This window comes from Oerskovia merdavium (assembly GCF_014836755.1).
Classification (GTDB): domain Bacteria; phylum Actinomycetota; class Actinomycetes; order Actinomycetales; family Cellulomonadaceae; genus Oerskovia; species Oerskovia merdavium.
Genome location: NZ_JACSQF010000016.1, coordinates 80,622 through 100,177 on the forward strand (window position 1 = coordinate 80,622; position 19,556 = coordinate 100,177).

The 19,556-nt window shown below is 73.3% G+C and carries 19 protein-coding genes; 6 read left to right on the forward strand and 13 right to left on the reverse strand.

Features of this window, described 5'->3' with window-relative positions; all coding sequences use genetic code 11:
- Window positions 1-5: 5 nt before the first annotated feature.
- Both hemB and hemL read left to right on the forward strand, forming a co-directional pair.
- Entirely contained in the window at window positions 6-968 is a 963-nt protein-coding gene (hemB, locus tag H9641_RS15100; RefSeq protein WP_404821955.1) for a porphobilinogen synthase, read from the forward strand.
- Window positions 969-973: 5 nt separating this feature from the next.
- Window positions 974-2,344, forward strand: coding sequence for a glutamate-1-semialdehyde 2,1-aminomutase (gene hemL / locus H9641_RS15105; protein ID WP_191805244.1), 1,371 nt, complete (start codon window positions 974-976; stop codon window positions 2,342-2,344).
- A 95-nt stretch (window positions 2,345-2,439) separates the two neighbouring features.
- On the opposite strand, the gene H9641_RS15110 is transcribed toward hemL, so the two are convergent.
- Window positions 2,440-3,027 carry an HdeD family acid-resistance protein gene (locus H9641_RS15110; RefSeq protein ID WP_191805196.1) on the reverse strand — a complete coding sequence of 196 codons (588 nt, stop codon included), beginning with the start codon at window positions 3,025-3,027 and terminating at the stop codon, window positions 2,440-2,442.
- 270 nt (window positions 3,028-3,297) lie between these two features.
- On the opposite strand from H9641_RS15110, the gene H9641_RS15115 reads away from it, so the two are divergent.
- The 3 genes from H9641_RS15115 to H9641_RS15125 all read left to right on the forward strand — a co-directional run bounded on the left by H9641_RS15115 (window position 3,298) and on the right by H9641_RS15125 (window position 7,095).
- Window positions 3,298-3,639, forward strand: a complete 342-nt coding sequence (locus H9641_RS15115; protein WP_191805198.1) for a metal-sensitive transcriptional regulator — start codon at window positions 3,298-3,300, stop codon at window positions 3,637-3,639.
- A 26-nt stretch (window positions 3,640-3,665) separates the two neighbouring features.
- Entirely contained in the window at window positions 3,666-4,034 is a 369-nt protein-coding gene (locus H9641_RS15120; protein WP_191805200.1) for a heavy-metal-associated domain-containing protein, read from the forward strand.
- A gap of 256 nt (window positions 4,035-4,290) precedes the next feature.
- The gene (locus H9641_RS15125; RefSeq protein ID WP_191805202.1) at window positions 4,291-7,095 is read left to right on the forward strand and encodes a heavy metal translocating P-type ATPase; all 2,805 of its coding nucleotides are present in this window, start codon (window positions 4,291-4,293) and stop codon (window positions 7,093-7,095) included.
- Window positions 7,096-7,333: 238 nt separating this feature from the next.
- On the opposite strand, the gene H9641_RS15130 is transcribed toward H9641_RS15125, so the two are convergent.
- From H9641_RS15130 to H9641_RS15170, 9 genes are all read right to left on the reverse strand, one after another.
- Complete coding sequence (locus H9641_RS15130) at window positions 7,334-7,873, reverse strand: hypothetical protein (RefSeq protein ID WP_191805204.1); 540 nt, start codon at window positions 7,871-7,873, stop codon at window positions 7,334-7,336.
- 554 nt (window positions 7,874-8,427) lie between these two features.
- Window positions 8,428-8,832, reverse strand: a complete 405-nt coding sequence (locus H9641_RS20265) for a hypothetical protein (protein ID WP_225220551.1) — start codon at window positions 8,830-8,832, stop codon at window positions 8,428-8,430.
- Window positions 8,829-9,779 carry an SPFH domain-containing protein gene (locus H9641_RS15140; RefSeq protein ID WP_191805206.1) on the reverse strand — a complete coding sequence of 317 codons (951 nt, stop codon included), beginning with the start codon at window positions 9,777-9,779 and terminating at the stop codon, window positions 8,829-8,831. The genes H9641_RS20265 and H9641_RS15140 overlap by 4 nt, the downstream gene beginning before the upstream one ends.
- A 221-nt stretch (window positions 9,780-10,000) precedes the next feature.
- Window positions 10,001-10,804 carry an ABC transporter permease gene (locus H9641_RS15145; RefSeq protein WP_191805208.1) on the reverse strand — a complete coding sequence of 268 codons (804 nt, stop codon included), beginning with the start codon at window positions 10,802-10,804 and terminating at the stop codon, window positions 10,001-10,003.
- Window positions 10,801-12,024 (reverse strand): ABC transporter ATP-binding protein, encoded by a 1,224-nt coding sequence (locus H9641_RS15150; RefSeq protein WP_404821954.1) that lies wholly within the window; start codon window positions 12,022-12,024, stop codon window positions 10,801-10,803. Before H9641_RS15150 ends, H9641_RS15145 begins: the two co-directional genes overlap by 4 nt.
- On the reverse strand, window positions 12,021-12,326 hold the full coding sequence (locus tag H9641_RS15155; RefSeq protein ID WP_191805210.1) for a transcriptional regulator: 306 nt from the start codon (window positions 12,324-12,326) through the stop codon (window positions 12,021-12,023). The genes H9641_RS15150 and H9641_RS15155 overlap by 4 nt, the downstream gene beginning before the upstream one ends.
- Window positions 12,319-12,483: a hypothetical protein gene (locus H9641_RS15160; RefSeq protein WP_191805212.1), complete on the reverse strand. Its 165-nt coding sequence runs from the start codon at window positions 12,481-12,483 to the stop codon at window positions 12,319-12,321. The genes H9641_RS15155 and H9641_RS15160 overlap by 8 nt, the downstream gene beginning before the upstream one ends.
- Before the next feature lie 2 nt (window positions 12,484-12,485).
- Window positions 12,486-13,052 carry a hypothetical protein gene (locus H9641_RS15165; RefSeq protein ID WP_191805214.1) on the reverse strand — a complete coding sequence of 189 codons (567 nt, stop codon included), beginning with the start codon at window positions 13,050-13,052 and terminating at the stop codon, window positions 12,486-12,488.
- 169 nt (window positions 13,053-13,221) lie between these two features.
- Entirely contained in the window at window positions 13,222-14,379 is a 1,158-nt protein-coding gene (locus H9641_RS15170; protein ID WP_191805216.1) for a hypothetical protein, read from the reverse strand.
- Window positions 14,380-14,495: 116 nt separating this feature from the next.
- Here H9641_RS15170 and H9641_RS15175 point away from each other — a divergent pair, with 116 nt between their 5' ends.
- Window positions 14,496-15,422 (forward strand): CPBP family intramembrane glutamic endopeptidase, encoded by a 927-nt coding sequence (locus H9641_RS15175; RefSeq protein ID WP_318244621.1) that lies wholly within the window; start codon window positions 14,496-14,498, stop codon window positions 15,420-15,422.
- Window positions 15,423-15,498: 76 nt separating this feature from the next.
- Here the strand turns inward: H9641_RS15175 and H9641_RS15180 are convergent, their stop codons facing one another.
- From H9641_RS15180 to H9641_RS15190, 3 genes are read right to left on the reverse strand one after another with little or no spacing between them, the layout of a single operon-like run.
- The gene (locus H9641_RS15180; RefSeq protein ID WP_191805218.1) at window positions 15,499-17,229 is read right to left on the reverse strand and encodes a dipeptide ABC transporter ATP-binding protein; all 1,731 of its coding nucleotides are present in this window, start codon (window positions 17,227-17,229) and stop codon (window positions 15,499-15,501) included.
- On the reverse strand, window positions 17,226-18,275 hold the full coding sequence (locus H9641_RS15185) for an ABC transporter permease (RefSeq protein WP_191805220.1): 1,050 nt from the start codon (window positions 18,273-18,275) through the stop codon (window positions 17,226-17,228). The genes H9641_RS15180 and H9641_RS15185 overlap by 4 nt, the downstream gene beginning before the upstream one ends.
- Before the next feature lies 1 nt (window position 18,276).
- The gene (locus tag H9641_RS15190; RefSeq protein WP_191805222.1) at window positions 18,277-19,389 is read right to left on the reverse strand and encodes an ABC transporter permease; all 1,113 of its coding nucleotides are present in this window, start codon (window positions 19,387-19,389) and stop codon (window positions 18,277-18,279) included.
- Window positions 19,390-19,556 lie beyond the last annotated feature (167 nt).

Sequence of the window (19,556 nt, forward strand, 5' to 3'; positions counted from 1 at the left end):
CGCAGATGCGCCGGCTCGTCGCCGAGACCCGGCTGCACGCCGCCGACCTCGTGCTCCCCCTGTTCATCAAGGAGGGCCTGACCGAGCCCAAGCCCCTCGGCTCCATGCCGGGGATCGTGCAGCACACCGAGGCGAGCCTCGCCGAGGCCGTCGCCCAGGCCGCCGCGGCCGGGGTCGGCGGCGTCATGCTGTTCGGCATCCCCGAGCACCGCGACGCGACAGGCTCGCAGGCCGACGCCCCCGACGGGATCCTCAACCGGGCGATCCGCATCGCGCGCGACGCGGCCCGGGACGCCACCGCGGGCACAGGCCGGCCGGGCCCCGTCGTCATGGCCGACCTGTGCCTCGACGAGTTCACCGACCACGGCCACTGCGGGGTCCTGACGGCCGGCCCGGACGGCGACCTGGTCGTCGACAACGACGAGACCCTGGTCCGCTACGCCTCGATGGCCCTGACCCAGGCCGAGGCCGGCGCGGAGGTCGTGGCGCCGTCGGGCATGATGGACGGCCAGGTGGCCGTGATCCGCGAGGCCCTCGACGACGCCGGGCACACGGACGTGAGCATCCTGGCGTACAGCGCCAAGTACGCGAGCGCGTTCTACGGGCCGTTCCGCGAGGCCGTCGACTCGACGCTCCAGGGCGACCGCCGCACCTACCAGATGGACTCCGCGAACTTCCGCGAGGGCCTGCGCGAGGCCGACCTCGACCTGGCCGAGGGCGCCGACATGGTCATGGTCAAGCCCGCAGGCTCGTACCTCGACGTGCTCGCGGCCGTGGCCGAACGCAGCGACGTCCCCGTCGCCGCCTACCAGGTCTCGGGCGAGTACGCGATGATCGAGGCGGCGGCCGCGAACGGCTGGATCGACCGGCGCGGCGCCGTCCTGGAGTCCGTGCTCGGCATCAAGCGGGCGGGCGCCGACATCATCCTGACCTACTGGGCCCTCGAGATCGCAGAATGGATTCGGTGACACCGATGACGATCCACCCGGCCGGCTCTCCGGCGCACGCGACCACCCTCCACGACAACCACGAGGCGTTCGTGCGCGCCCAGGGCGCGATCCCCGGCGGCGTGAACTCGCCCGTGCGGGCCTACGGCTCGGTCGGCGGCGACCCGCGCTTCATCGCGAGCGCGCGCGGCGCGTACGTCACGGACGTCGCGGGCCGCGAGTACGTCGACCTCGTGTGCTCGTGGGGCCCCGCGCTCCTGGGCCACGCGCACCCCGCGGTCGTCGCGGCCGTGCAGGACGCCGCGGCACGCGGCCTGTCGTTCGGCGCCCCGACGCTGGGCGAGGTCGACCTCGCGGAGGAGGTCCGCCGCCGGGTGCCCGCCGCCGAGCGCGTGCGCCTGGTCTCGACGGGCACCGAGGCGACCATGACCGCGGTGCGCCTCGCGCGCGGCTTCACGGGCCGCAACCTGGTCGTCAAGTTCGCAGGCTGCTACCACGGGCACGTCGACTCGTTGCTCGCCGAGGCCGGCTCGGGCGTCGCGACGCTCGCGCTGCCCGGCTCGGCCGGCGTGACCGAGGCCAGCGCGGCCGAGACCCTCGTGCTGCCCTACAACGACCTCGAGGCCGTCGAGCGCGCGTTCACCGAGCGCGGCTCGGAGATCGCCGCAGTCATCACGGAGGCCGCTCCGGCGAACATGGGGATCGTGCCTCCCGCGCCCGGTTTCAACGAGGGACTGCGCCGCATCACGTCCGCGCACGGCGCGCTGCTGATCCTCGACGAGGTCCTCACGGGCTTCCGGGTGGGCCCGAGCGGCTGGTGGGGCCTGGAATCGGGCGCGGCCTCGGGCGCCGTCCCCGAGTACACGCCCGACCTCTTCACGTTCGGCAAGGTCGTCGGCGGCGGCATGCCCGTCGCCGCGCTGGGCGGACCGGCGTCGATCATGGACCAGCTCGCGCCGCTCGGCCCGGTCTACCAGGCGGGCACGCTCTCGGGGAACCCGGTCGCGGTCGCGGCGGGCCTCGCGACGCTGCGCCTGGCCGACGACGCCGTCTACGCGCGCGTCGACCACGTCGCCCAGGTCGTGGGTGACGCCGCGAGCGCGGCGCTGGCCGCCGAGGGCGTCGCGCACCGCCTGCAGCGCTCGGGCAACCTGTTCTCGATCATGTTCGGCGACTTCGCGGCCTCGGCCGGGGTCCGCAACTACGCCCAGGCGCAGGCGCAGGAGGCGTTCCGCTACAAGGCGTTCTTCCACGCGATGCTCGACGCCGGGGTCAACCTGCCGCCGTCGGTCTTCGAGGCGTGGTTCGTGTCGTCGGCGCACGACGACGCCGCGGTCGAGCGCATCCTCGCAGCGCTCCCGGACGGAGCGAAGGCCGCGGCGCGAGCCACGGCCTGAGCCCTGCACGCCCTGCCCGGGCGCGGGGTGAGGTGTCCTGGCGGGTGAGCGGCGCCGTCGGGCACCTTCCTCCGTGCCCGACCGACGGGGGCCGGTCAGTAGCTGATCTGGCCGGCCTTCTTCCCGAGGCTGCGGATCTGGAAGCCGAACGCGATGAGCGAGACGCCCCACACGAGGGCCACGATCGCGAGGATCCAGACGATCGACACGACGCCCGCGCCGACGTTGAAGAGCACGAGCAGACCGAACACGAGCGACAGCAGGCCCGCGAAGACTCCCCAGCCCCAGCCGCTGCCGGGGACCTTGCGCAGCTCGATGCTCGCGATCGCCTGGAAGATCCCGAGGACCACGGCCCACAGACCGACGATCCACACCAGGACCTCGGCGGTCTTGCCGGGCCACACGAGCAGCACGACGCCGACCGCGACGCTCACGAGCCCCACCGTGACGAGCGCGGCGGTGCCGCCGGTCCCCCGGCGCCGGATGCCCTCGACGATCTCGAACAGCCCGTCGACGAGCGTGAAGATGGCGACGATCCAGATGAAGACGACGGCCGTGATCTCCGGCCACGCGAGCGCGACGATGCCGAAGAGGATCGCGATCACGCCGCGGATCACGGGCCAGTACCAGACCTGCTTGGCGGCGGAGGAGAAGGCGGTGAGGATCGGGTCCTGCGTTGTCATGGTGGGCTCCTGACGTCGGGTCGAGTCCCGCCAGGAACGCTGGAGCACCGTCCGTGCGGGCTGTTCGGTTCTCATCGAACACCCGAAACGGCCCCGTGTCGTGGCGAACGGCGCATTCGTCGCAGCGAGCGGGCCGGGCGAGCGGGGAGAGAGGCGGGTCCGTGGCCCGGAGGGACCTTCGACCCCTTGACAACCTGATACCCCTCAGGGGTATCTTTGAAGAGCGGTACCCCACAGGGGTATCCGAGCGAGCGATCACGGAGGCCCAGCATGAGCGACACGACCACCCAGCACCCGGTCGAGCCGGGCGCTGCCCCTGCCCACACCGGCCCGCACGGGTACGCCTCCGACAAGGAGGCCTACCTCAAGCGCATGCGCCGCATCGAGGGGCAGGTCCGCGGGATCGCCCGCATGATCGACGAGGACGTCTACTGCATCGACATCCTCACCCAGGTCTCCGCAGTGACCAAGGCCCTCCAGGCGGTGTCCATCGGACTCGTCGAGGACCACCTCGGCCACTGCGTCGTCGACGCCGCCCGGTCCTCCGAGGCCGAGGGCGCCGCCAAGGTCCGCGAGGCGTCCGAGGCCATCGCACGCCTCGTCCGCAGCTGACAACCCACCCCTCCCAAGGAGCACCCATGAGCACCGTCACCACCCTCGGCGTCACCGGCATGACCTGTGGCAACTGCGTCTCGCACGTCACCAAGGACGTCGGCGCGGTCGCCGGCGTCGAGAACATCAGCGTCGACCTGAACGTCGGCGGGGCCTCCGAGGTCACCGTGTTCTCCGACGAGCCGCTCGACGAGGCCGCGCTGCGCGAGGCCGTGGACGAGGCCGGCTACGAGGTCGCCAGCTACGAGGTCCAGCTGAACGCCCAGGCCGCGCAGTCGGCCGAGCAGGCGGCGGACCGCAAGGCGCACAACTGCGGCTGCGGCTGCGGCACGGACTCCGCGGCGGACGCCACCCCGGCCGAGAAGACGTACGACCTCCAGGTCCCGAAGGCCTGACGCCTCCGACGACCCGTCCGACGACGGAGCACCGGCCGGACTCCCGGCCCACGCTCCGTCGTCGGGCACCGCTCCACCCGCAGGCCGCTTGCCGACACCTCAGCCGCGCCCCTCCCGCCGCTGACCCAGGCCGCCCGCGCCGCGCACCCCCACCCCGGCGTGCGCCCACCGCCCCCGCCCGCGCACAGCGGACCGCTGCGGAGACCCCACCCGGCGCAACCCGCCGGACGCACCACCGGACTCTCGAGGAGCACCCATGACCACCCCCACCGGCCTGACCGCCGGCCCCACGTTCGTCGAGGTCGACCTCGCGATCGAGGGCATGACGTGCGCGTCGTGCGTCGCACGCGTCGAGAAGCGGCTCAACCGCGTCGACGGCGTCGAGGCCACCGTGAACCTGCCGCTCGAGAGCGCGCACGTCGTGCTGCCCGACGGCGTGACCGACGCCGAGCTCGTCGCGGCCGTCGAGAAGGCCGGCTACCAGGCGCGGGTCACGGGCCGCCGGGCGGCCGCGCCCGCGGTCGCCGCGAAGGCGGCGGCCGCGTCGCCCGTCGCGGCGCCGGTCACGGCGACGGTCACAGCGCCCGCCGCGGTGAGCGGCGCGGTGAGCGGCGCGGTGAGCGGCGCGGTGAGCGGCGCGACGTCGACGGCCGTCGGCACCTCGGGGACCGCTCCCGCCGGCGGGACCCCGACGACGACCACGGCCGCGCCCCGGACGGTGACCCCGGCCCCCACGACGCCCCCGTCGACCGACACCTCGGCCCCCACGCGCGACCGTGGCGCCGACCTCGGCCGCCGCCTCAAGGTCGCCGCGGTCCTCACGCTCCCGGTCGTCGCGCTGTCGATGATCCCGGCGCTCCAGTTCCCGGGGTGGCAGTGGGTCGTCACGGCGCTGGCCCTGCCGGTCGTGACGTGGGGCGCGTGGCCCTTCCACACCGCGGCCTTCCGCGCGGCCCGCCACGGCGCGTCGACCATGGACACGCTCGTGTCGATCGGCGTGATCGCCGCGACCCTGTGGTCGCTGTGGGCGCTCCTGCTCGGCGGTGCGGGCGAGATCGGCATGCGCATGTCGGTCTCGCTGCTGCCCTCGCGCGAGCACGCAGCGATGCCCGAGCTCTACTTCGAGGTCGCCGCCGTCGTCACGACGTTCCTCCTCGCGGGCCGCTGGTCCGAGCACCGCTCGCGCCGCAAGGCCGGCGACGCGCTGCGCTCGCTCCTCGCGATGGGCGCCAAGGACGCCGAGCGCGTCACGACCGGCCCCGACGGCCGGCGCGTGACCGAGCGCGTGCCCGTCTCGGCCCTGCGCGAGGGCGACCTGTTCACGGTCCGCCCGGGCGAGAAGGTCGCGACCGACGGCGTCGTGGTCGAGGGCAGCTCCGCCGTCGACACCTCGCTCCTGACGGGCGAGCCCGTGCCCGTCGACGTGACGCCGGGCGACGACGTCACGGGCGCGACCGTCAACACCTCGGGCCACCTGCTCGTCCGCGCGACGCGCGTGGGCGAGGAGACGACGCTCGCCCAGATCGGGCGCCTCGTGAGCCAGGCGCAGACGGGCAAGGCTCCCGTGCAGCGCCTCGCGGACCGCATCTCGGCCGTGTTCGTGCCGATCGTGCTGGTCCTGGCCGTGCTCACCCTCGGCGGGTGGCTGCTCGCGGGGGCGAGCACGCAGTTCGCCTTCACGGCGGCCGTGGCCGTGCTGATCATCGCGTGCCCGTGCGCGCTGGGGCTCGCGACGCCGACCGCCCTGCTCGTCGGGACGGGCCGGGGCGCGCAGCTCGGCATCCTCATCAAGGGACCCGAGGTCCTCGAGTCCACGCGCCGCGTCGACACGATCGTGCTCGACAAGACCGGCACCGTGACGCAGGGCCGCATGGCGCTCGAGCGCGTGGTCACGCGCGAGGGCTCGCTCGACCTGGGGTCGGAGGCGGCGCGGGCTGCTGCCGGCTCACCGAGCGAGGGGCCCGACGGCGCCGCTCACCACGCCCTGCGCCTCGCCGGCGCGGTGGAAGGGCTGAGCGAGCACCCGATCGCGCAGGCCGTCGCGGCCGCTGCGGCGCAGGTCGCGGGAGCCGGGTCGGCTGCTGCTCGTGAGGTGCCGGCAGGTGCTGGCGGTACCGGTGCGGGCCAGGCCGGAACAGCGGCTCTCGCGGCTTCCCCCGACCGGTCGTCGTCCGCGGCCGCTGGCGGTACCGGCGCCGACGGAGTCGTGATCGGCTCCGCGCAGGTCTTCGACTTCGTGAGCTCGCCCGGTGGCGGGGTCAGCGGCCTGGTCCGCACCGCGCACTCGGGCCTGTCCCCCGCCGGGGCGCTCAACGCGCAGCGGGTCATGGTGGGTCGCCCGTCGTGGCTCGCCGAGCAGGGCATCGCGTTCGAGGCGGCGGAGCCGGCGAACCCCGGGGACGACGCTCGCCCCGACGCCGCAGGGACCGACCTGCGCCGGGCGTTCGACGAGGCCGAGTCCACGGGCGCGACCGCCGTCGTCGTCGCCTGGAACGGCACGGCCCAGGGCGTCCTCGTCCTGCGCGACCCCGTCAAGGAGACCTCGGCCCAGGCCGTGGCCGAGCTCCGCGAGCTGGGCCTGCGGCCGATCCTCCTCACGGGCGACAACGCCGGCGCGGCGCGGGTCGCCGCGCGGCAGGTCGGCATCGCGGAGGAGGACGTGATCGCGCAGGTCCTGCCGCAGGACAAGGTCGACGTCGTCGCGCGGCTGCGCGCCGAGGGCCGGGTCGTCGCGATGGTCGGGGACGGCGTGAACGACGCCGCAGCCCTCGCCGGGGCGGACCTGGGCCTGGCCATGGGCACGGGCACCGACGTCGCGATCGAGGCGAGCGACATCACGCTCGTCCGGGGCGACCTGCGCTCGACCGCGACGGCGATCCGGCTCTCGCGCCGGACCCTGCGCATCATCAAGCAGAACCTGTTCTGGGCGTTCGCCTACAACGTGGCGGCGATCCCGCTCGCGGCGGCCGGCCTGCTCAACCCGATGATCGCGGGCGCGGCGATGGCCATGAGCTCGGTGCTCGTCGTCGGGAACTCGCTGCGGCTGCGCTCGGCGGGCTGAGCGCGGGGCCCTGCGCGGGGGCGGGGTTCTGCTGGGGTGCTCGTGCTGAGGTCTACGGGGCGTCGGGCGTCTGCCGGGTGCCGGGTGCCGGGTGCCGGGTGCCGAGCACGAGGTTCCGCGCCCCGGTCGGTGCCGAGCACGAGGTTCCGCGCAGTCGAGAACGGGGTTGCGGTCGTTATCCACCGGATAGCGACCGCAACCTCGTTCTCGGCACCGGGAGAGAGCTCGGGCGTGCCGGTCAGGACCGCGAGGCCCAGCCCGCCACGATCGTCGCGACCGCTCCCACCATGAAGACCGCGGTGCAGGAGCCTCCGACGATCCGGGCGACGCGCATCGCCGGGGGCGTCGGACCCTCCCCGGGGTCCAGGAGGCCCAGCCGCGCCGGCCCTGCGAACGAGGGGCGGACGGGGACGTGGAACTGGCGGACGTCGTCGTCGGTCAGGGCCGGCACCGACTCGTGCGCGAGCGCCGCCGCGGTGCGCCGGTCACGCAGCCGACCGACCTGCAGCGCGTAGAACGCCAGGACCCCGTACTGGCTCAGGTAGAACAGCCCGAGCGCCAGCACCGTCACGCCGAGACAGACCGTCACGGCCGACTGCGAGGACCAGAGGACGGCGCCGCCCACGACCGTGATCGCGGTCCCGAGCAGCAGCCACAGCGGCAGGCTCCCCCAGCTGCGGGAATGGTCGGTCGTGTAGCGCGAGGCCGACCTCGTCGGTCTGCTCGAGTCCGCGAGCTGGTCGGCCAGGCTCGGCTTCTCGTCCTCCCACCACGCCACGGGTCCACCTCTCGTCGTGGTGGTCCGACGACCACCGCCTCGGAACAGTAACGGCCGGGGACCCCCGGCTCAACGGGGAGGACTGCCCATCGGTCGGCACCGGAGCGTGCCTGCTCGGGCGAGCCGAACAGTGTGATCGGGTGGAGCGTGACGGCGCTCGGAGGACCGAGACACGACAGCACTCGGTGGACGGGCGCTCGCCGGACGGAGGAGGTTCGGGCCCCGCCCGGTCGGGGTCGCTCGTCCTGTCGAGCTCGAGGTTCCGCGCAGTCGAGAACGAGGTTCCGCGCAGTCGAGAACGAGGTTCCGCGCAGTCGAGAACGAGGTTGCAGTCGTCAACCTGTGGATAGACGACCGCAACCTCGTGCTCGGCACAGAGGGGCGACCTGCTCAGCCCCCGACGTCGAGTCTCACGACTCCGGACCCCGAACGCCCCGACTCACCCGCCGAGCATGCGGTTGTCGTTCGATCCCGGCCGATTCTCGACAGCAACCGCATGCTCGTCGGACGACAACCGCATGCTCGGCACCTCGGGGCGTCGCAGCACGAGTCGGTCACTCTGCGGGCGGCCGCCCCGGACGGCGTGGCGGGCGCACGTCGCGCGGCATCCGCCCCTCGGCGTCGAGGGCCCGCCTCAGCACCATGTCGATCTGTGCGTTGACGCTCCGCAGCTCGTCCGACGCCCAGCGCGCGAGCGCGTCGTGGACCGCCGGGTCGAGGCGCAGCAGGACCTGCTTCCGCTCGGCCCGGGGCCTCCGTGGCGCCCCCTCACGCCCGACGTCCGCTCCGCCGTCGGGCACCCCCGCACCCGGCGCACCCTCATGCCCGACGTCCGCTCCGCCGTCGGGCACCCCCGCACCCGGCGCACCCTCATACCCGGCGCCTGCTCCGCCGTCGGGCCCCGGCTCTCCCGCCCCCGGCGACCCGCCGGGAGCGGGCGCCGGGACCTCCGGCGTCACGAGTAGAGCGACCCGGCGTTGACGACGGGGGTCGCGCGGCTGTCGCTGCACAGCACGACGAGGAGGTTCGACACCATGGCGGCGCGGCGCTCGTCGTCGAGCGTGACGATCGACTCGGCCTCGAGGCGCTGGAGCGCGTCCTCGACCATCGACACGGCCCCCTCGACGATCCTCGACCGGGCCGCGATGATCGCGCCGGCCTGCTGGCGCTGGAGCATGGCCTGCGCGATCTCCGGGGCGTACGCGAGGTTGGAGATGCGGGCCTCGACGACCTCGATGCCCGCGATGACGACACGCGCCGCGACCTCCTGCGCGATCTCGGCCGACACGAGCTCGGTCGCGCCGCGCAGGCTCTCCTCGCCCTCGTCGGCCTGGTCGTACGGGTGGGACATCGCGACGTGGCGCAGCGCGGACTCGGACTGGACGCGGACGAAGTCCTCGTAGTCCTGGACGGCGAACGTGGCCTTCGCGGTGTCGGCGACCTGCCAGACGACGATCGCGGCGATGTTGATGGGGTTGCCGTCGGCGTCGTTGACCTTGAGCTCGCTCGTCTCGAAGTTGCGCACGCGCACCGAGACCCGCTTGTGGGTCGTGAGGGGGACCGTGAAGACGAGGCCCGTGCGGCGGATCGTGCCGAGGTAACGACCGAAGAGCTGGACCACGAGCGTCTGGCCGGGGTTGACGACCCCGAGCCCGGTCAGGAGCAGGATCGCGACCACCGACACCACCACGCCGCCGAGGACCGCGGGCCCCTCCCCCTGGGCGAACAGCACGACAGCGCCGACCGCGAGCAGGGCGAACACGATCAGGGCGACCAGGGCGCCGCCCGCGCCGGTCGACCAGGCGGGGCGCTCGGTCACGTCGACGCGCGTGCCGTCGTGCCCGACGGGTCGGCCGCTCGGCTCGCCGCCCACGGACTCCTGCGGTGGGGCCGTCGTCTCGGTCATGGCTGTTCCTCTCGTCGGGCTACGGCGCCTCGCGCTCCGCATCTATCAAAGTGATATCACATTAATCGCCGCGGACGGAAGCGGGACGGGCGGGCGTGCCCGCCGAGCACGAGGTTCCGCGCTGCCGAGAACGAGGTTGTGGTCGCTTTCCAGCAGGAAGCGACAGCGACCACAACCTCGTTCTCGGCACGACGTCGGCACCATGTCGGCACCAAGGAGCCCTACTTGAACCGGCGCCCCTCGTCCCGCCGGTACGCCCACACCGCCAGGACCGCGAACACCACGGTCCACCCCAGCAGCACGACCCACGCGAGCGCATACGCCGGCTCGCCCGTGAGCGCCTGGACCAGCAGGTCGCGACCGGCACGCGTCGGCGTCGCCATCGAGATCGCGTCGAGCCACGGCGGGAACAGGAACGGCGGCAGGAACAGACCGCCCGCGAACGCGAGCGGGAACAGGATGACCTGCACCACGGGCAGCGCAGCCTTGGCCGAGAGCGAGTACCCGATCGCGATGCCCAGCAGCACGAACGGCACCGACACGAGCAGCACGGTCCCCACGCCCGCGAGCAGCTGCGACCACGTCACGGAGGCCGCGGTCAGGAGCCACCCGATGAGGATGAGCGGCACGAGCCCGAACAGCGAAAAGATCCCGCCGTTGAGGATGCGCGCGATCATGCGCGGCGCGGGGCCCGCGGGCAGCGAGCGCAGGAACGGGTCGAACGGCAGCGCCCGGTCCTCCGCGACGCCCAGCCCGTAGGTGAACAGGCTCGCGGAGCAGATCGCGAACAGCCCGAGCGACGCGACGGCCGTGGTCGCCGCGACGGGGTCGCCCGCGACCTCCTTCTGCGGCACGACGAAGAAGAACATCGCGAGCGCCGGGAACAGGAGGTTCCCGAGGACCGCGATGGGCACGCGCACGGTCTCGAGGAACTGGTACTTGAGGTGGATCCAGGTGAGGGTCGCGGCGCCGGGCGGGCGTCCGCTCACGCCGGGGGTCGTGGTGACTGCATCGGGGGTGCTCATCGCGCGCTCTCCTCCTCGGAGGTCTGCTGGTCGGCAGCGCCCGACGGCGCCACGTCCGTCGGGGTTCGGGCGCCACCACGGGAGGTCGTCGCGTCGGCACCGTCGGACCCGCTGCCCGTCGGGCGCGACCCGCCCGGCGGCCGGTCGGCCCCGGGGCCGCCGCCCGGAGACGCGGTCCCCGCGGGACCGCTCGCGACCATCTGCTCGAACGCCTCCTCGAGGCTCGCGCCCCGGATCTCGAGCCCGTGGAACGGCAGGCCCGAGGTCACGAGCGTGCGGACCAGCTCGTCGGCGTCGGCCGTGTAGAGCTCGTAGCGCCAGCCCGCGGCGGTCCGGGGCCCGGACTCGACCCCGCTCCCGTCGGTCTGACCGGCCCCACCGAGCCCCCCGGCCCCACCGTCAGCGGTCCGCTCCGAGCGCACCACGCCCGGCAGGTCGGTCCCCAGGTCCGCGGTGCTGCGCACGACGACACGACGCAGCCCGACACGACGCAGGATCGCGTCGAGCGTGTCGTCGGCCTTGACCACGCCCTGGTCGATCACGACGACGCGCTGCGCGAGCGCCTGCACCTCCTCGAGGTAGTGGCTCGTGAGCAGCACGGTCCCGCCGGCCGCGTGGTACTCGCGGATCGCGGCCCACAGCGCCTGGCGCGCTCCGACGTCGAGACCCGTGGTGGGCTCGTCGAGCAGCACGACGCGAGGCCGCCCGACGAGCGACAACGCGACCGCGAGCCGCCGCTTCTGCCCGCCGGACATGGCCCCTGTCTGGCGTCCCGCGAGCTCCGACAGCCCGAACTGCTCGAGCAGCTGGCCCGTGGGCACGGGGTTCGCGTAGTGCTTGCCGACGAAGTCGACGACCTCGCGCACCTTGAGCGTCGCGGGCAGCCCGGTCTCCTGCGGCGTCAGGCCCAGCCCCTGCCGGGACGAGGCGTCGCGCGGGTTGCCGCCGAACAGGCGCACGACGCCCGAGTCCGGCTTGCGCTGCCCGCTCACGAGCGAGAGCAGAGTCGACTTCCCGGCGCCGTTGGGGCCCAGGAGGCCCACGAGCTCACCGGCCCCGACCTCGAGGGTCACGTCGTCGAGCGCGACGACCTCGCCGAAGCGGCGGGTCACGTGCTGCGCGGAGACGAGGGAGCCGTCGGGCGCGGGGCCTCCACGTGCTGCGGTACGGACGGTGGCCGACGGGGCCTCCCGTCCGGTCGATGGGTGCTCGGTGGTCACGATCCGGCTCCTCTCAGGAGCGTGCTCAGGGACTCGGTGTAGACCTCGAAGGCGCGGCGCCCGCGAGGGGTCAGGCAGATGTAGGTGGTCGGCGTGCGACCTTCGTGGGTCTTGGTGACGGTCACGTACTCGGCGTCCTCGAGCTTGCGCAGGTGCGTCGAGAGGTTGCCCGCGGTCATGTCGAGGAGCTTCTGGAGCTTGGGGAACGCGATCTGGTCGCCGGTACCGAGCGTCGCGAGCGTCGCGACGACGCGCAGCCGCGACTGGGCGTGGATGACCGGGTCGAGCTCGACGTCAGGCACGGGCGCCTCCCGCGATCCGGCGGCGGGTCCGCACGCGCAGGACCTGCTCGACGAGCGTCATGAGCAGGAACCCGCCTCCCCCAGCGGTGGCCATGACGAGGTAGAGGCCCGGGAGGCCCACGATCGTCGCGGCTCCGGCGACGACCAGGATCCACACGCCTAGGACGTACAGACGGCTCTCCTGCCACATGGCCCCGCCCGCGAGGTACATGATCCCGACGACCAGGCACGACAGGGAGTTGCTCGCGAGCGCCATGACCTCGGGGGTCGCGCCCGGCCGAGGCCGCCGAGGACCATGCTCATGGCCGCGAACGAGATGAACCAGGCCCAGCCGTAGAGCGCGCCCGAGCGGGCGCTCGTGCCGCGCAGGCCGCTCGTGCGGGTCATGATGTGCACGATCGTGATCGCCACCGCCGAGACGATGAGGAAGGTGAAGGCGAGGAACGCCCAGGGCTCGGGCTGCCCGACGGCGCCACCCGCCCCGGTCGCTCCGGTCGCCGTCGCTGCGGCGTCGGCCGTGCGCAGCGAGCTCGCGTAGAGCGTCGTGTAGCCCAGCAGCCAGGCCAGCCCCCAGACGCCGTAGAGGACGCGGCCGTCGGGCTCGACGTCCTTGGCCCTCTCCTGCTGGGCCGCGATGAGGCGCAGGCTCTCGGCAGGGTCGAGCGGCAGGTCGTCGTCGGGTCCCTGGGCGGGTCCGGCGGTCTGGTCGGGCGTCTGGGCGGGCACGGCGGCTCCTCCTGAGGTTTGTACTGCAAACTACTTTGTAGCCTGCCAGGAGGTGCGGGGTGCGCGCAAGGGGTCGACCGGGATCGATCTCGGACGCCGAGAAGTGAGTAGATGCCCCTGATCCGCGTGGATCAGGGGCATCTACTCACTTCTCGGCAGCGGAGAGCCGTCAGGACGTCGCGGAACCCGAGGCGCCCGCGCCCGGGACGCCCTCCGCGCCTGTGCCGCTCCCCGCACCGCTACCGGTTCCCGTGCCGGGCAGCTGTTCGAGGTCGGTACCTCCCGAGCCGGAGCCCGCGCCCGAGCCGCCGGTGTCCCCGCCCGTCCCCGGGGTCGGGTCCGGGGCCGGCGTGACCGGCGTCGTCGGCTCGGGGTCCGGGACCGTCGTCGGAGGATCGGTCGGCGTGGGCGTCGACGTGGTCTCGCTCGGCGCCGGGCTGGGCGTGGTGCCCGAGCTCGGCACGTCGGTCGTGGTGTCGGTCGTGCCGCCCGTCGTCCCGTCTGTTGCTGCAGGCTCGCGCGAGACGACGTGGCTGATGGTCGTCCCCGAGCCCTCCTCGCCGCGCAGGATCTCGCTCAGGGGCCGCCCGGCGATCACCTCGACCAGGGTCACGCCCACGAGGAGCACGACGAACACCGCGACGGTCGACAGGATCAGGGTCCGTCGGCTCGGCCGGCTCGAGCCTGCCGCGTCGTCGTCGGTCCCGTCGCCCGCTCCCCCGTCCTCCGAGGCGTCACCGTCCTCGGAAAGGTCCGTGGCGCCGTCGGGCCCGTCGACTGCCTGCCCGGCCGCCGTGCGCAGGTCGCCGAGGTCCGTCCCGTCGAGGTCGGCCGGGTCCAGGACCGCGGTGTCCGCGACCCTCCCCGTGCCGCCGACCGCAGGAAGCACCGCGGTGCCGCTCCTGGTCGCGTCCTCGTCCTCAGCCGACCCGCCGTCGGAACCGTCGGAACCGTCCGACCCACCCGCGCCCTGCCCGTGCGACCCCGCGAGCGTCGGCAGCAGGACCTTGCGCCCGTTCTTGCCGACCGGCAGGACGACGCCCGCCTGGAGGGCCGCCTTCATCTGGCGCCGCGTCTTGAGGATCGAGCGCGTGTAGAGGTTGTTCCCGACGATCGTCAGGACCGAGGCGATGCCCGCACCGATGATCGTCCCGGCGACCCCCAGGTACGACAGCAGGACCGTCGAGCTCACGGCAGCGAGCGCACTCGCGACGACCTGGGTGACGGAGAGGCCTGGCGGCTTCTCGTCGAGGTCGTCGTCGGTGGCGCCCTGCGCAGGGGCGTCTCGGGCGGTCGGGCTGAGGGAGGGGGGTCTGTTCGAAGTCACGGTCCTCCCAGCGTAGGAAACCGGTCTGCACGCCCTCCGGACGCCTGTTGACCAACCCACGAGGATTGTGTGAAGACCGCTCGGCGCGCCTTCGCACGGGGTGCTATAACGACCAGGTGACCACTCCCCCCGGCACTCCCCCCGGCTCTGGCGCCGAGCCAGCAGCACCGCCCAGCATGCCGCGCGAGCCCGGACCGGCGGGGGTCGACGTAGCGCCCGCGGGCGAGGCCGGAGGCGGGAAGCGGTCCCGCTGGGCACCGACGACGGCCGACCGGCCCGAGACCCGCCGCCGCATCGGGGCCGAGATCTGGATCCTGCTGGGACTGAGCCTCGGCCGGTCGGGCGTCTACGCGGTCGTCAACATCATCGCGCGCCTCACCGAGGGCACCCCGCTCGCCCAGCAGAGCGCGAGCCTCAACAACAGCCAGTCGCCCCGCCCGTACCTCGACCTGACCTATCAGATCCTCAGCATCGGGTTCGCGCTCATCCCGGTCGCGCTCGCGCTCTACCTGCTCTCGGCGCGCGGCCGTTCGGTCACCCGGGCGATCGGGCTCGACGGCAGCCGGCCGTGGCGCGACACGGGCTGGGGCGTCGCGCTCGCCGCGGTCATCGGCATCCCGGGCCTGGGTCTGTACGTCGCCGGGCGCGCCCTGGGGATCACGGTCGAGATCAACCCGGCCAACCTCGCCGACTACTGGTGGACCGTCCCGATCCTGATCCTCGCGGCTCTCCAGAACGGACTGCTCGAGGAGGTCATCGCGGTCGCGTACCTGTTCGAGCGCACCAAGGACCTGGGTTGGGGGCGCGTGAAGTTCGTCGTGTGGAGCTCGCTGCTGCGCGGCTCGTACCACCTGTACCAGGGCATCGGGCCGTTCATCGGGAACGTCGTCATGGGCGTCGTGTTCTCGTGGTTCTACACGAGCAGGTGGGGGCGCCACCGCGTGATCCCGCTCGTGATCGCCCACACGATCCTCGACGTGGTCGCGTTCGTGGGCTATGCCCTGCTGCCGCGCGAGTGGCTCGAGGCGCTGGGGGTCGGGTAGTGGCACATCGCTGAGTGCGGAGTTCTTGCGCGACACGCCCGGCGAGTCGCGCAAGAACTCCGCACTCAGCGGACCGTCAGACCCGCAGCGCCGCCAGCTCGTGCCGGCGCTCGGCCTGGAGCACCGGGTCCGGCACGGGCAGCGAGGCCAGGAGCTGCTTGGTGTAGGTGTGCTGCGGAGCGCCCAGCACCTCGGCCGACGTCCCCTCCTCGACGAGCCTGCCGCGGTAGAGCACCGCGATCCGGTCGGCGAGCAGGTCCACGACCGCGAGGTCGTGGCTGATGAACAGGCACGCGAACCCCAGCTCGCGCTGGAGCTCGGCGAACAGCTCGAGCACGCGAGCCTGGACCGAGACGTCGAGCGCCGACGTCGGCTCGTCCGCGACGAGCAGCTCGGGATCGAGCGCGAGGGCCCTGGCCAGGCTCGCGCGCTGGCGCTGGCCGCCGCTCAGCTCGTGCGGGTAGCGGTCGCCGTACGCACGTGGGAGCTGGACCGACTCGAGGAGCTCGTCGACGCGGCCACGGGCGTCCCCCGCGTCGGCGGCCCGCCCGTGCACCACGAGCGGCTCGGCCACGCACTCGGCGATCGTGAGCAACGGGTTGAAGCTCGACGCCGGGTCCTGGAACACGAACCCGATGCGCGGGCGCACGGGCCGCACGTCGCGCTCGCGCGCGCCCCGCATCTCGACGCCCAGCACCGACAGCGACCCGCCCGTCACGGGCGTGAGGCCTCCGATCGCCCGGCCGATGGTCGTCTTGCCCGAGCCCGACTCGCCCACGAGCCCCAGCACCTCGCCAGGACGGATCGACAGGTCCACCCCGTCGACCGCGACGAACGCGGGCTTGCGGAACCGGCCCGGGTACTCGATCCGCAGCCCTTGGGCCACGACCACGGGAGCCCCCTCGGCCCAGCCGTCGGCACGCGCCTCGACCCGGGCCGCCGCGTTGACCACGCCCCCGCCGACGCGCGGGACCGCGTCCAGGAGCGCACGCGTGTACTCGGCCTGCGGGTCCTCGAACAGCGACCGCACGTCGGCCTGCTCGACGACCTTGCCCTGGTACATCACGGCCACGCGGTCCGCGAGGTCCGCGACCACGCCCATGTTGTGCGTGATGAGCACGATCGCGGTCCCGAACTCGTCGCGGCAGCGCCGCAGCAGGTCGAGGATCTCGGCCTGGACGGTCACGTCGAGCGCGGTCGTCGGCTCGTCCGCGACGATGAGCCCGGGGTCGAGCACGAGCGCCATCGCGATGACGATGCGCTGCTTCTGACCGCCCGAGAACTGGTGCGGGTACTTGTCGACCGCCGTCTCGGGGTCGGGGATCCCGACGCGGCGCAGCACGTCGACCGCCTGCCGGCGCCCTTCGGCGCGGCGTACGCGCCGGTGGGCGCGCAGCCCCTCGACGATCTGCCACCCCACGGTGAAGACGGGGTTGAGCGCGGCCGACGGCTCCTGGAAGACCATCGCGACGTCCGTGCCGCGCACGGCCCGCAGCTGGGAGCGGCTGAGGGAGACCACGTCGGACTCGCTCGTCCCCGCCTTGTTCGAGAGCACGACGGCGCCACGCGCGGTCGCGGTCTCCGGCAGCAGACCGAGGATCGTCTTGGCCGTCACGGTCTTGCCGCTGCCGCTCTCGCCGACGACCGCGAGGACCTCGCCCGGGGCGACCTCGAGGTCGACCCCGTCGACCGCGAGGATGGGTCCTGCGTCGGTCGCGAACGAGACCGTGAGGTCCCGGATGGTGACGACCGCGCCCTGCTCGCGCGACGTCGTCGGGCCTTCGCCTGCTGACTGCTGCGCGCTCACGGGCGCACCTCGATTCCCTCGTCACCCAACGTCCCCGAACCTTCCAGACCGCCCAGCCCCGCCGGGCCGGCCGTGAGCGACCCTCCCGGCACGACCGACGTCTCCGCGACCTCGCCCGCACCGACCGCTGCCGCCCGGCGGCTGCGCAGGCGCGGGTCGGCCAGGTCGTTGAGGCTCTCGCCCACGAGCGTGATGCCCAGGACCGCGAGCACGATCGCGAGGCCCGGGAAGAGCGCGGTCCACCAGATGCCGCTCGTCACGTCGGACAGCGACTTGTTGAGGTCGTAGCCCCACTCGGCCGCGGCCGTCGGCTCGATCCCGAAGCCCAGGAACCCGAGCCCCGCGAGCGTGAGGATCGCCTCGGACGCGTTGAGCGTCACGATGAGCGGGAGCGTGCGCGTCGCGTTGCGCAGCACGTGGCGACCCATGATGCGGCGGTGCGGCGTGCCGATCACGCGCGCCGAGTCGATGTAGGCCTCGGCCTTGATCCGGACCGTCTCCGCACGGATCACCCGGAAGTACTGCGGGATGAAGACCACCGTGATCGAGAGCGCGGCCGCGAGGATGCCGCCCCACAGCTTGGACTGGCCCCCGCTGATGACGATCGCGAGCAGGATCGCGAGGAGCAGCGACGGGAACGCGTAGATCGCGTCGCACACGACCACGAGCACGCGGTCGAGCCACCCGCCGAAGTACCCCGAGACCAGGCCCAGCAGGATGCCGATCACGATCGACGCCGCGATCGCGACCACGATCACCAGGGCCGCGGTCTGCGCGCCCCAGATCACGCGCGACAGGACGTCGTAGCCGCCCACGGTCGTGCCGAGCAGGTGCTCGGCCGACGGCGGCTGCTGCGCGCCGAACGCCCCGTCCGCGTTGCGGAGCTGGCTGTACCCGTAGGGCGCGAGCAGCGGCGCGGTCAGGGCCGTGAGGAGGAAGAGCCCCGTGATGATCAGGCCCGCGACGAGCATGCCGCGCTGGAGCCCGACGCTCTGACGGAGCTGGTGGACCACGGGCAGGCGGCCCCAGGAGAGTCGTCGTGCCATGTCAGTACCTCACCCTCGGGTCGATGAGCGCCGCGATGACGTCCACGAGGAAGTTCGTGACCGCGACGATCACGGCCAGCAGGACGACGATCCCCTGGACCGCGACGAAGTCACGGGCCTGGAGGTACTGCGAGAGCATGAAGCCGAGGCCCTTCCACTCGAAGGTCGTCTCGGTCAGGACCGCCCCGGCCAGGAGCATCGCGATCTGCATGCCCATGACGGTGATGATCGGGATGAGCGCGGGGCGCCACGCGTGCGTGCGGACGAGGCGACGCTCCGAGACGCCGCGCGAGCGGGCCGCGTCGACGTAGTCGGTCGCGAGCGTCCCGATCACGTTGGTCCGCACGAGGCGCAGGAACACCCCGGCGGTCAGGAGCCCCAGGGCGACCCCGGGCAGGACCGCGTGCATCAGGACGTCGCCCAGGACGGCGGGGTCGCCCGTACGGATCGCGTCCACGACGTAGAAGCCCGACGGGTCGGGCAGCGAGAGCATCTGCAGCTCGGCCCCGGTCGAGGCACGGCCCGCGACGGGGAACCAGCCGAGGCCGACCGAGAAGATCAGCTTGAGCAGGAGGCCCGCGAAGAACACGGGGGTCGCGTAGCAGAGGATCGCGAAGACGCGCAGGAACGCGTCGGGGACCCGGTCGCGGTGGTGGGCTGCGAGCAGCCCGAGCGGGATGCCGACCAGGAACGCGATGATCAGCGCGTAGACCGCGAGCTCGAGCGTCGCCGCACCGTAGGTCGTGAGGATCTCGGAGACCGGCCGGTTGTCGCTGATCGTGGTGCCGAAGTCGCCGCGCAGGATCCCGCCCAGGTACTCGAGGTACTGGACGATGATCGGGCGGTCGTAGCCGGCCGCGTGGATGCGCTCGGCGAGCTGGTCGGCGCGGAGCCGGCCGCCGAGCGCCGCGGTGATGGGGTCGCCCGTCGCGCGCATGACGAAGAAGACGGTCGTCACGAGGATGAAGACGGTCGGGATGATGAGGAGGAACCGGACCAGGACGTACCGCCCCAGCCCACCTCCTCCGGACGTCCTGGGCCGCGGGGTGGTCGAGCGTGGGGTCCGGGCGCCTGGCGGGTCCGCCGTGGTCACCTGGTCGGTCGTCGTGGTCATGTCGTCCGTTCGTCGTGGTCCGAGCCACGCTGCTCGGTTGCCTGCGGTGCTGCGCCGCGGCGGCGCCGCGCGCCCGGCCGCGGGGGCCGCGGCGCGACGGCAGGGGTTGCTGCGCGACTGAGCCCGGGACCGTCTCCGAGCCAACCCTGCTAGACTATGGGCGCCGT

What these genes read in the sequence shown, in the direction of transcription:
- hemB (WP_404821955.1), top strand. Translation starts at nt 6, where the DNA reads ATGCGCCGGCTCGTCGCCGAGACCCGGCTGCACGCCGCCGACCTCGTG.
- hemL (WP_191805244.1), top strand. Translation starts at nt 974, where the DNA reads ATGACGATCCACCCGGCCGGCTCTCCGGCGCACGCGACCACCCTCCAC.
- H9641_RS15110 (WP_191805196.1), bottom strand. Translation starts at nt 3,027, where the DNA reads ATGACAACGCAGGACCCGATCCTCACCGCCTTCTCCTCCGCCGCCAAG.
- H9641_RS15115 (WP_191805198.1), top strand. Translation starts at nt 3,298, where the DNA reads ATGAGCGACACGACCACCCAGCACCCGGTCGAGCCGGGCGCTGCCCCT.
- H9641_RS15120 (WP_191805200.1), top strand. Translation starts at nt 3,666, where the DNA reads ATGAGCACCGTCACCACCCTCGGCGTCACCGGCATGACCTGTGGCAAC.
- H9641_RS15125 (WP_191805202.1), top strand. Translation starts at nt 4,291, where the DNA reads ATGACCACCCCCACCGGCCTGACCGCCGGCCCCACGTTCGTCGAGGTC.
- H9641_RS15140 (WP_191805206.1), bottom strand. Translation starts at nt 9,779, where the DNA reads ATGACCGAGACGACGGCCCCACCGCAGGAGTCCGTGGGCGGCGAGCCG.
- H9641_RS15145 (WP_191805208.1), bottom strand. Translation starts at nt 10,804, where the DNA reads ATGAGCACCCCCGATGCAGTCACCACGACCCCCGGCGTGAGCGGACGC.
- H9641_RS15185 (WP_191805220.1), bottom strand. Translation starts at nt 18,275, where the DNA reads ATGGCACGACGACTCTCCTGGGGCCGCCTGCCCGTGGTCCACCAGCTC.
- H9641_RS15190 (WP_191805222.1), bottom strand. Translation starts at nt 19,389, where the DNA reads ATGACCACGACGACCGACCAGGTGACCACGGCGGACCCGCCAGGCGCC.